At 75.9% G+C, this 10,088-nt stretch carries 11 protein-coding genes and 2 tRNA genes; 11 read left to right on the forward strand and 2 right to left on the reverse strand.

Annotation, left to right across the window (positions count from 1 at the left end):
- The first annotated feature begins 6 nt into the window (after positions 1 to 6).
- The 9 genes from HNR08_RS09700 to HNR08_RS09740 all read left to right on the forward strand — a co-directional run bounded on the left by HNR08_RS09700 (position 7) and on the right by HNR08_RS09740 (position 5,281).
- Entirely contained in the window at positions 7 to 381 is a 375-nt protein-coding gene (locus HNR08_RS09700; protein ID WP_146833056.1) for a DUF742 domain-containing protein, read from the forward strand.
- Positions 362 to 1,012, forward strand: coding sequence for a GTP-binding protein (locus HNR08_RS09705; RefSeq protein WP_371862353.1), 651 nt, complete (start codon positions 362 to 364; stop codon positions 1,010 to 1,012). Before HNR08_RS09700 ends, HNR08_RS09705 begins: the two co-directional genes overlap by 20 nt.
- 45 nt (positions 1,013 to 1,057) lie before the next feature.
- The gene (locus HNR08_RS09710) at positions 1,058 to 1,474 is read left to right on the forward strand and encodes a type II toxin-antitoxin system VapC family toxin (protein WP_246802900.1); all 417 of its coding nucleotides are present in this window, start codon (positions 1,058 to 1,060) and stop codon (positions 1,472 to 1,474) included.
- Between the two features lie 20 nt (positions 1,475 to 1,494).
- The gene (locus HNR08_RS09715; RefSeq protein WP_146833051.1) at positions 1,495 to 2,289 is read left to right on the forward strand and encodes an SDR family NAD(P)-dependent oxidoreductase; all 795 of its coding nucleotides are present in this window, start codon (positions 1,495 to 1,497) and stop codon (positions 2,287 to 2,289) included.
- Between the two features lie 40 nt (positions 2,290 to 2,329).
- A tRNA-Ser gene (locus HNR08_RS09720) sits at positions 2,330 to 2,420 on the forward strand.
- A 112-nt stretch (positions 2,421 to 2,532) separates the two neighbouring features.
- Entirely contained in the window at positions 2,533 to 2,874 is a 342-nt protein-coding gene (locus tag HNR08_RS09725; protein ID WP_146833048.1) for a PadR family transcriptional regulator, read from the forward strand.
- Positions 2,871 to 3,608 carry an HAAS signaling domain-containing protein gene (locus tag HNR08_RS09730; RefSeq protein ID WP_146833045.1) on the forward strand — a complete coding sequence of 246 codons (738 nt, stop codon included), beginning with the start codon at positions 2,871 to 2,873 and terminating at the stop codon, positions 3,606 to 3,608. The genes HNR08_RS09725 and HNR08_RS09730 overlap by 4 nt, the downstream gene beginning before the upstream one ends.
- A gap of 90 nt (positions 3,609 to 3,698) precedes the next feature.
- Positions 3,699 to 4,325, forward strand: a complete 627-nt coding sequence (locus HNR08_RS09735) for an RNA polymerase sigma factor (RefSeq protein ID WP_146833343.1) — start codon at positions 3,699 to 3,701, stop codon at positions 4,323 to 4,325.
- Positions 4,322 to 5,281, forward strand: a complete 960-nt coding sequence (locus tag HNR08_RS09740) for a hypothetical protein (protein WP_146833042.1) — start codon at positions 4,322 to 4,324, stop codon at positions 5,279 to 5,281. The genes HNR08_RS09735 and HNR08_RS09740 overlap by 4 nt, the downstream gene beginning before the upstream one ends.
- Positions 5,282 to 5,294: 13 nt before the next feature.
- On the opposite strand, the gene HNR08_RS09745 is transcribed toward HNR08_RS09740, so the two are convergent.
- Both HNR08_RS09745 and HNR08_RS21715 read right to left on the reverse strand, forming a co-directional pair.
- On the reverse strand, positions 5,295 to 5,678 hold the full coding sequence (locus HNR08_RS09745) for a YchJ family protein (protein ID WP_146833039.1): 384 nt from the start codon (positions 5,676 to 5,678) through the stop codon (positions 5,295 to 5,297).
- A 23-nt stretch (positions 5,679 to 5,701) separates the two neighbouring features.
- Positions 5,702 to 8,386: an Ig-like domain-containing protein gene (locus tag HNR08_RS21715; protein WP_146833036.1), complete on the reverse strand. Its 2,685-nt coding sequence runs from the start codon at positions 8,384 to 8,386 to the stop codon at positions 5,702 to 5,704.
- A 92-nt stretch (positions 8,387 to 8,478) separates the two neighbouring features.
- On the opposite strand from HNR08_RS21715, the gene HNR08_RS09755 reads away from it, so the two are divergent.
- Complete coding sequence (locus tag HNR08_RS09755; RefSeq protein WP_146833033.1) at positions 8,479 to 9,747, forward strand: threonine/serine exporter family protein; 1,269 nt, start codon at positions 8,479 to 8,481, stop codon at positions 9,745 to 9,747.
- A gap of 50 nt (positions 9,748 to 9,797) precedes the next feature.
- Positions 9,798 to 9,886 (forward strand) — tRNA-Ser (locus HNR08_RS09760).
- The last annotated feature ends 202 nt before the right edge of the window (positions 9,887 to 10,088 follow it).

Consider the following 10,088-nt stretch of genomic DNA (forward strand, 5'->3'; position numbering starts at 1 on the left):
GACCCGATGAGCGAGAGCGAGTTCGAGACGAGGACCGTCCGCCCGTACGCCCTCACCGGCGGCCGGGTGCGCTCCGAGCGGTCCGACTACCCCCTGGAGGCGCTGGTCGAGCTGCTGCCCGGCGGCGTCTCCGGCCAGGGTCTGACGCCGGAGAAGCGCGCGATCCTGCAGCACGCCTCGCACGGCTACATCTCCGTCGCCGAGCTCTCGGCGCTGCTCCACCTGCCGATCGGCGTCGTCCGCGTCGTCGTGTCCGACCTCGTGGACGCCGGCTACGTCCGGGTCCACGCCTCCGACCCGGTCGAGGTCAGCACCGGTCAGTCGCCCGCCCTGTCCCTCAGCGTCCTGGAGAGTGTTCTCAATGGCATTTCCGCCCTCTGACGCCGTGGTCGGCCCGGCGCTCGGCCAGTCCGCCGTCCCCACCGCCCGCACCGCCTCCGACGCCGGCGGCATGGGCGCGGCCCCGACGGTCGTGAAGATCGTCGTCGCGGGGGGGTTCGCCGTCGGCAAGACCACGTTCATCGGCTCGATCTCCGACATCGAGCCCCTCAACACCGAGGCCGCGATGACGGAGCACTCGGTCGGCGTGGACGACGCTGGCGGCGTGTCCGACCGCAAGACCTCGACGACCGTGGCGATGGACTTCGGCCGCATCGCCCTGCCCGGCTCGCTGTGGCTGTACCTGTTCGGCACGCCCGGCCAGGACCGGTTCCTGTTCATGTGGGACGACCTCGTGCGCGGGGCGATCGGCGCCGTCGTGCTCGTCGACACCGACCGCCTGGACCAGTGCTTCCCGGCCGTCGACTACTTCGAGTCGCGCGGCATCCCGTTCGTCGTCGGGGTCAACTGCTTCGACGGCATCGCGAAGCACCGGCTCGAGGACGTCCGCGAGGCGCTGGCCATCCCGGCGCACGTGCCGGTCCTCTACACCGACGCCCGGTCCCGCACGGCGACCAAGCAGACGCTGATCGCCCTGGTGCAGCTCGCCATGGAGCGTCTGCGCCAGGGATGACGGCCGTGCCCGCACGTCCCCGCGCGCCCCGATAGGGTGCGGGGCGTGCGGGTCTACGCCGACGGCTCGGCGCTCGTCCGCTACCTCCCCGGGACCGACCACCACGTGGACTGGCTGGGGTGGGCGGAGCAGCACGGGCCGGAACTCCTCGTCACGTCGCTGTCCCTGGGCGAGCTGCGCCGCGCCGCCGCGGGGGCCCCGGCGGACGTCCGTGCGCGCGTGCACGACGTCGCCGAGCGGCTCGAGGTCATCCGCTACTCGGACCAGTCGCTGAAGTCCGCCGCGATGAGCACCGGCGTGCTCGCGCCGTTCGCGGCCCTGCACCTCGGCGTCGCCGTCGCCCAGCCGGACGTCACGGCGTTCGCGACCTACGACCGCCGGCTGGCGGCGGTCGCGGCGATCCACGGGCTGACGGTCGTCTCGCCGGGGCGGGCCGGCCCGTGGTGGGACGCCGCGGCCTGACGGGGCTACGGTCGGGAGGCATGACCTCCCTCGACCTGTCCGGGCGCACCGCCCTCGTCACCGGCTCGACCCAGGGCATCGGCGCGGCGATCGCCGCCGGTCTCGCGCGGGCGGGAGCGCGGGTCGCGGTCAACGGCCGCACGCCCGACTCCGTCGACGCCGCGGTCGAGCGGTTGTCCGGGGAGGGGCCGGGCGCGTTCGTCCCGGCGCCGGGCGACGTCAGCACCGAGGCGGGAGCCGAGGCGGTCCGCGCGGCGGTGCCCGACGTCGACGTGCTGGTCAACAACCTCGGCATCTTCGAGGCCCGCCCCGCTCTCGAGATCACCGACGACGAGTGGCGCCGGTACTTCGAGGTCAACGTGCTGAGCGCCGTGCGGCTCACCCGCGCGTACCTGCCCGGCATGACGGCCCGCGGCTGGGGGCGGGTCCTCACGATCGCCAGCGACTCCGCCGTCGTCATCCCCGCCGAGATGATCCACTACGGCACGTCCAAGACCGCGCTGCTCGCCGTCACCCGCGGCTTCGCCAAGGAGGCCGCGGGCACGGGCGTCACCGTGAACTCCGTGATCGCCGGCCCGACGCACACCGGGGGAGTCGAGGACTTCGTCCGGTCGCTCGTCGGCGACGAGCTGCCGTGGGACGAGGCGCAGCGGGAGTTCATGATCCGGCACCGGCCGCAGTCGCTGCTGCAGCGGCTGATCGAGCCGGAGGAGATCGCGAACCTCGTGGTGTACCTGGCCTCGCCGCTGGCCTCCGCGACGACCGGCGGGGCGGTGCGCGTGGACGGCGGGTACGTGGACGCGATCCTGCCCTGAGGGAGGCCCGCGGCCGCTGGTAGGGTCACGACGCTGGACGGGAGGGCTGGCTGAGCGGCCGAAAGCGACGGTCTTGAAAACCGTTGGGGCGTCGAAAGGCGTCCTCGTGGGTTCGAATCCCACGCCCTCCGCCCCCGCATCCCGCCGGTCCGCGTGGCCCCGGGCGCCGTCGCGTCGCCTACCCGCCTCTCCATCGCCCCCTAGTAGGTAGACAGCCTTACTAGGTAGCCATACGATCTACCCGTGTCCGAGTCGGCCTGGCCCAGCGAGTGGCTGCGCGGCGTCCTCGAGGTCTGCGTGCTGCGGGTCCTCGACGACGGCGCGACCTACGGCTACGCCCTCGCCGAGCGGCTCGACGAGCTCGGCCTCGGGCGTCTGAAGGGCGGCACGCTCTACCCGCTGCTCGGGCGCATGGAGGCCGCCGGCCTGGTGACCGTCGAGTGGCGCGCGGGCGAGAGCGGTCCCGGGCGCAAGTACTACGACCTGACGGACGCCGGCCGGGCCGCGCTCGCCGAGACCACCGCCCGCTGGGCCGGCTTCACCACCACGACCCGCGCGATCCTGACCCCCCGGGAGGACCGATGACCCCGCGCACCGCGCCCGACCCCCTCGCGCCGCACGTCGAGCGCGCCTGGCTCGACGCGTTCGTCGTCGAGCTGCGCCTCCGGGACGTCCCCGGCGACCGGATCGGCGACGCGCTCGCCGAGGTGGACTCCCACTGCGCCGAGTCGGGCGAGGAGGCCGTCGAGGCCTTCGGCGACCCGGTGGCCTACGCGCGGTCGCTCGGCCTGGCGCCGCTTCCCGGCGCGGACGGCGAGGTGCGGCGGGTCGTCGCCGGCGTGGCTGCCCAGCTCGTCGGCATGGTGCTGGTGCCGACGGCGGTGGCCGCGCTCGCCCGCGGGGACCGGGTCGGCGTCACCGCCGGCGTGCTCGTGGCCGTGCTGCTCGGGCTCGCGGCGGCCGCCGGGCTCGCGATCGGCACCGACCGCGTGCTCCGGCTCGTGCTGGACCGGCCGGTCGTCGCGTGGGCGTGCCTCATGGCCGCGTGCGTCGCGGTGGCGCTGCCCGCCGTGCTGTGGCGGTCGACGCTGCTCGAGCTGCCGGCGGGCGTCGTGGCGGGGGCGGGGCTCGTGGCGCTGGTGGCCGGCGTCGTCGTGGAGCGGCGCGCGCTCGGGGCGCCGGACCCGGTCGTCGTGCCGGAGGCGGCCGGGGGGACGGACGCCCGCCCGGCCGGTCGGGCGGCGGTGGGCGCTGCGGCGTTCCTCGTCCCGGCGGCGACCGTCGTGCTCGCTGCCGCGTCCTGGTTCGCGGCGCGCTGACCCGCCCGGGGCCGGCGAGCACGCCCCCGTGACGCCCGGTGGGCTGCCGGACATGTGCTGGGTGTGTCCGTGACCAGAGAGGCCCCGCCCATGCCCGTCCGGCAGCGCCCGCCCGCGCAGGCCGCCCCGCCCGACCGGGAGCAGCGCTTCACCGTGCTGTTCCAGCAGACCCACGCCGCGCTGCTCGCGTACGCGGTGCGCCGGGTCGCCGACCCCTCCGAGGCCGCCGACGTGGTGGCCGAGGCGTTCCTCGTCGCCTGGCGCCGGATCGACGAGGCGCCCGACGGGCCCGACGCGCGGCCCTGGATGTTCGGCGTCGCGCGCCGGGTGCTCGCGAACGCCCAGCGCGGCGAGCGGCGGCGGCACGCGCTCGCGGACCGGTTGCGGCTGGAGATCGCGGAGGCGGTCCCGTCCCCGGACGTGGCCGTGGCGACGGACGTGGAGCGGGCGATGCGCCGGCTCGACGAGGACGACCGGGAGGTGCTGCGCCTCACCGCGTGGGAGCAGCTCGCGCGGGACGAGATCGCGCTGGTGCTCGGGGTCTCGCGCGGCGCGGTGCGGATGCGGCTGCACCGGGCCCGGCGGCGGCTGGCGGCCGTGCTGGCGGAGTACGGGCCCGCCGCGTCGCCACCCGCGTCGCCGCCGAGGGAGCCCGCGCCGCACCCGGCCGCCGCGACGGCCGCCACCCCGACCACCGAGAGCGAGGACCCGCGATGAGCGACCCCCTGGAGCGGCTGCGCGCCGCCGACCCCGCCCGCGGGCGCGGCCTGGACGACCTGGACCCGGCGGCGTGGGCCGTGCTGCACGACGGCGTGCTGCGCACCCCCTCGGGGACGGTGCCCGCACGGCGCCGCCGGTGGCGGCTCGGCCGGAACGCGACGATCGCCCTCGGGCTCGGCGTGGTGCTCACGGCGGGCGGGTTGGCCACGATCCCGGGGTTCCTCGGGGGGACGGTGGGCGGGCCGAACTGCCTGCGGACCTGGGGCGAGCCCGCCGAGGTCACGGGGCCGTGGGTCTCCGGCGACCCGGTCGGCGACTGCGTCCTCTACTGGGAGCAGGAGGGCATGGAGCCGCCGGAGGACCTGGTGGCGTTCACGGTGCAGGGCCTCACCTACGCCGCGCCCGCCGGCGAGGTGCCGCAGGGCGCGGTGTCCCTCGACGGGCAGCCGGTGTACACGCCCGCGGAGATGGAGCTGCAGCAGAGCGCGGCCGACTCCGTCGACGGCGGCGTGGTCTGCCGCAGCGTCCCCGAGGCGGCGGCCTGGGCGCAGCAGGAGCTGGACCGGCTCGGCCTCGCGGGCACCTGGACCGTCGAGGTCACCGGCGATCCGGCGGACCCGCACTGGTCCGAGGACGGCATCGACCGGCCGTGCAGCGTGGTCGACGTGCAGCAGCACGGCCGCGTGGCCGTCTTCCCCGGCGCGGACCCGGCCGTCGACATGTTCCCGGACGGGAACTGGCGCGCCGACCTGCTGCGGGAGCGGATCACCGACGCGTGCGTGACCGTGGACGAGGCCCGGGCGGTGGCCGACGAGATGCTGGCCGGCGAGGAGCACCACTGGCCCACGAGCAGCGTCGTCGACGAGTCCGCCGACTGCGCGCGGGTGGACCTCGCCATCGGCGGCAGCATCCAGGTGACCGTCTACGGGCCGACGCGGGTCGCCGCGGGGTGACGCGATCCGGAGGTCAGCCGGTGACGCCGTCGACGTACAGCCACGCGCCGTGCTCGCGGACGAACCGGCTGACCTCCCGCAGGACGCCGCGGCCGTCGGGGCCCCGGTGGTGCGCCGCGAACGCCACGGTGCCCTCGGTGTCGAACGGGCCGCCGCGGTCGGTGGCCAGGACGTCGAGGCGCGTCCAGCGCAGGTCGTCGTCCAGGTCGAGCCGGTGCGGGCGGGTCGACGGGTGCCAGGTCGCGCGGAGGTACGCGGCGTCGCCGACGGCGAACGCGCTGTACCGGGAGCGCATGAGCTGCTCGGCGGTCGCCGCCGACGCCTCGCCGCGGTGCAGGGGGCCGCAGCACGCGTCGTAGGTCTCGCCGCTGAGGCAGGGGCAGCGCGTCTCGGTCACGTCCCCAGTATCCGCGGCGGGGGTCAGCGCCGGGGGCCGGGGCGGCGGGCGCGGGCCGGGGCGGTCGCGCGGCGGCGGGCCGTCAGCGCGGCGGCGCCCGCGGCGAGGAGCGCGGCGGCCAGGGCCGCGAGGGGTGCGGCGTCCGCGCCGGTCACCGGGAGGCCGCCCCCGCCGGGGGCCGCGCCCGTGCCGGAGCCGCCGCCCGTGCCGCCGGCGCCTCCGTCGCCCGGGTCGCCCGGGTCCACCGGCGGCCCGTCGCCGGTCACCACGACCGTCACCGTCGCGGTGTCGCACGCGGGGGACACGTCGTCGGCGCAGATCCGGTACGTGAACGTGTCCGTCCCGACGAACCCGGGCGCCGGCGTGTAGACCAGCGCGCCGCCGGCGAGGGCCACCGTGCCGTTCGCGGGCGGCGTCGCGACGTCGGGCGGGAGCACCGTACCGAGGTCGTTCGCGGCGACGTCGACGGTCACGGGCGTGCCCGCGGGCGTCGTGGCGGAGTCGTCGCCGGCGACCGGGTCCACCAGCACGGTGACCAGGCCGGTGGCGCACAGGACCGGGACGCCGTCGTCGCAGACCGTGTACTGGTACACCGCCCGCCCCGCGAACCCGGGCGGGGGCGTGTACGTGGTGGTCGTCGTCGTGGCGGTGGCGTCACCGGTCGTGGGCGGGAAGACCGAGGCCAGCGCGACCGCGTCGCCGTCCGGGTCGGAGACGGCGGGCGCCCCGGTCACCGGGGCGCCGACCGTGGTCTCCATCGCCAGCGGCGGCGCGAGCGGCGGCAGGTTGTCGGGAACCACGTGCACGACCACGACGGCGAGCGCGCAGTCCCCCGGGTCCGCGGGCGCGCAGGCCCGGTAGACGAACGTGTCGTCACCGAGGTACCCGGGGCCCGGTGTGTACGTCACGGTGCCGGTCGCGGGGTCGATCTGCGTCAGGCCGTGGGACGCGGACGCGTCGAGGTTCGAGGAGAGGACCGCGCCGCCCGGGTCGTTCGCGAGCACGTCGATCGTCACGGGCTGGTCCATCAGCGTCGTGGTCTCGTCGTTCACGGCGCGCGGGTGGATGATCAGCGTCACCGTGGCGGGGGCGCTGCACTCCGCGGGCGTCTGGTTGTCGCAGACCCGGTACGTGAAGGTGTCGGTGCCGACGAAGCCGTCGTCCGGCAGGTAGCCGAACAGGCCGTTGGGCAGCGCGATGACGCGCCCCGACGTGGGCCCGTCGACCACGGAGTACCGGAGCTGGAGGTCGGGGTCGGGGCTGCTGCCGTCCAGCACGCCGACGATCGGCAGCCCGGGCGGACCGTCCCGGGTCAGCGGCGCCGCGGTCGGCGGCCCGGTGTCGGGGGGCGAGGGCTCGACGTCGGTCGTGACGGTCTCGGAGTCCGCGGAGCCGTCGTTGTTCGACGCGTCCGGGTCGGGGGTGGTCGAGGTGGCGCTCACGACGTTGACCAGGGTCCCGTCGGCCGGGGCCCTCCCGGACGCGGTGAGGGTCACGGTCTGCCCGGCGGCGAGCGTCCCGAGCGACCAGGTGACGGTGCCCCCGGCGACCACCCCGCCCGCGTCCGCGGCGGGGTCGAGGAGCGTCGGCGGCAGCGTGTCGGTGACCGTCACGTCCTCGGCGGCGTCGGGGCCGGCGTTGGTGACCGTGACCGTGTAGGTCAGCGTCCCGTCGGGGAGGACCGAGGCCGGGCCGGTCTTGGCCACCTGGACGTCCGCCGACGGCGGCGCGGCCGGGTCGGCGCAGTCGGGAGCCGGGTAGTCGGCGGGGCCCGGGATCGTCAGGTCGCGCCGGTCGACGTTGGCGACGGTCCCGTTCACGACGTCGAAGTACGGGAACGTCGTGCCCGGCACGTCGAGGAAGATCGGCACCAGCGCGAGGTCGCCGGCGAACGTGCCCTGCACGCTCGTGGTCCCGGTGAACGCGTACCGGCCGTACCCCGTGACCGCGCCGTCGTCGGTGAGCGTCGTCGCGGTCGTGGCCCCGGTCGGCGTCTGCGACCACGAGCCGGAGCCGGAGACCTGAAGGCCGCCGCCGAGCGCGACCAGGCCGGTGTTGGTCGAGCCGGGAGCGTTGGTGGTGAGGCCGCCGGCCGCGTCGATGATGCAGAGGTTGTGCAGCGAGCCGCCGCCGTTGACGATCACGTCGCCGCCGAGGGTCGCCGTGCCGGCGTTCCGGAACGCCCCGCTGATCGTCGTGGTGCCGCCGGCGGTCAGCGTCCCGTTGTTGACCAGGGAGACGTTGCCGTTGACGGTCGCGCCGCCGGGCAGCGCCAGCGTCCCGTCGTTGACGACCGTCCCGGCGGCGGGGGCGAGCTGCCCGGTGACCGCCAGGGTGGCGCCCGCGGCGTTCCGGACCGTCCCGGGGCCGTTCACGTTGAGCCCGGCGACCGTGGTGGTGCCCGCGTTGTCCAGCACGAAGCCGGCGTTCGTCGCGATCGACGGCAGCGAGGCGGTGCCGCCGGGGGCGACGTAGACGGTGCCCGCGGCGTTGTTCACGTACGCCGGGGCGAGCGTCGCACCCGCGGCCACGCACAGCGTCGCGCCGGCGGGCAGGGAGTTCACGCCGCCGGACTGGGTGCCGCCCGCGATCAGCACGACCTCGCCCGCCGCGACGTCCAGCGGCGCGCCGGAGGTCGAGCCGGTGACCGTCCGGGTGGGCGCCGCGCAGTCGTCGGCGGGCGCGGCGACGGCCGGTCCCGCGGGCACCAGGGCCGCGGCCGCCGTCCGGCCAGGGGTGGACCCGCCGGGTCCGGACGGACGTCCCGGCGCCCCGTCGGCGCGTTCGCCATGATGGTCCGGTGCCGACCCAGCCCACCGACGACGAGCTCGAGCTCATCCGCCAGTCCGGCGTCGCCCTGCGCGTCGGGCGGCTGAGCCTGTCCGCCGGCACCGGCTCCTACCGCGTGAAGTCCTCGATGGCGCGGGTCGCGCACGCGATCGGCATCGACCGGCACGAGGCGCACGTGACGCTCACCGAGATCACCACGACCTCGCACCGCGGCGCGTCCTTCCGCACGGAGGTCGCCGAGGTGCGGTCCGTCGGCATCAACGCCGACCGGCTCTCGGAGCTCGAGCGTCTCGCGGGCCGGCTCGCGACCTCCCCGCGGCGGGCGTCGGTCGAGGAGGTCTCCGCCGAGCTCGACCGCATCGAGCGCAAGCCCCCGCTGTACCCGGACGTCGTCAACGCGCTGTGGGCGGCCGTGGCCTGCGCCGCGTTCGCGTTCCTCAACCACGGCGGGCCCGTCGAGATGGCCGGCGCGTTCGTCGCGGCGTGGCTCGGCCAGCTCGGCCGCCGGCTGCTGCTGCACCGCGGGTTCAACCAGTTCGGCGTGACGATGATCGCGGCCGCCGTCGCGTGCCTCGCCTACCTCGGGCTGGTCTCCGTGCTGCACGGCCTCGGCGCCACGGAGGTCCGGCACGCCGCCGGGTACGTGTCCGCGGTGCTGTTCCTCGTGCCCGGGTTCCCGCTGGTCACCGGCGGCCTCGACCTGGCGAAGCTCGACTTCTCCGCCGGGGTCGCCCGGCTCACGTACGCGCTGATGATCCTCACGTCCGCGGCGCTCGCGGTGTGGGGCGTGTCCATCGCGGTCGGCCTGTCGCCGGACCCCGAGGCCGGCCCGCCGATCGACCCCGGCCTGCTCATCGCGCTGCGGATGCTCGCGTCGTTCGTCGGCGTGCTCGGGTTCGCGCTGATGTTCAACAGCCCGTGGCGGATGGCCCTGGGCGCAGCCCTCGTCGGCATGGTCGCGAACACCGGCCGGCTGTACCTGACCGACACCGACCTCGCCCCGCAGGCCGCAGCGGCGGGGGCCGCGCTGCTCGTCGGGCTGCTGGCCGCCGTCATCGCGCCGCGGCTCGGCGTCCCGCGGATCACGGTGTCCGTCCCGGCCGTCGTCATCATGGTGCCCGGGGTCTCCGCGTACCGGGCGGTGTTCTACATCTCGAACGGGGACACCACGCAGGCGCTGGCGTACGGGGTGCAGGCGGGGCTGGTCGTCGTGGCCCTCTCGGTGGGCCTCGCGGTGGCGCGGATGCTGTCCGACAGGGAGTGGGCGTTCGAGCGCTGACCAGCGCTTTGGCGCCTGCCGCCGCGGCCCGGTACCCTGGGGGCGCATCTGGAGACGTCGCATAGCCAGGTCTAGTGCGCGACCCTGCTAAGGTCGTGAAGGGGCAACCCTTCCGTGGGTTCAAATCCCACCGTCTCCGCTCCACGAAGGCCCGGTCATGGCGACCGGGCCTTCGTCGTCCCGGGCGCACGGCGCGCACGCATCGTCGAACCCCCGGCACTCAGTTCCCGTCGAGGAGAGCTCGCGGACGCGCGGTTTGCCCTGCTTCGGCCCCTCACTGGTGCGCACAGTGCCGCGCGCGGCGGCGTTGAGTGGTGGGTCCGCCCCCATCCTCTGATCTG

This window comes from Cellulomonas hominis, assembly GCF_014201095.1.
GTDB lineage: Bacteria > Actinomycetota > Actinomycetes > Actinomycetales > Cellulomonadaceae > Cellulomonas > Cellulomonas hominis.

Coding starts and splice junctions, on each gene's coding strand:
- HNR08_RS09700 (WP_146833056.1), top strand. CDS start 7: ATGAGCGAGAGCGAGTTCGAGACGAGGACCGTCCGCCCGTACGCCCTC.
- HNR08_RS09705 (WP_371862353.1), top strand. CDS start 362: ATGGCATTTCCGCCCTCTGACGCCGTGGTCGGCCCGGCGCTCGGCCAG.
- HNR08_RS09715 (WP_146833051.1), top strand. CDS start 1,495: ATGACCTCCCTCGACCTGTCCGGGCGCACCGCCCTCGTCACCGGCTCG.
- HNR08_RS09730 (WP_146833045.1), top strand. CDS start 2,871: ATGACCCCGCGCACCGCGCCCGACCCCCTCGCGCCGCACGTCGAGCGC.
- HNR08_RS09735 (WP_146833343.1), top strand. CDS start 3,699: ATGCCCGTCCGGCAGCGCCCGCCCGCGCAGGCCGCCCCGCCCGACCGG.
- HNR08_RS09740 (WP_146833042.1), top strand. CDS start 4,322: ATGAGCGACCCCCTGGAGCGGCTGCGCGCCGCCGACCCCGCCCGCGGG.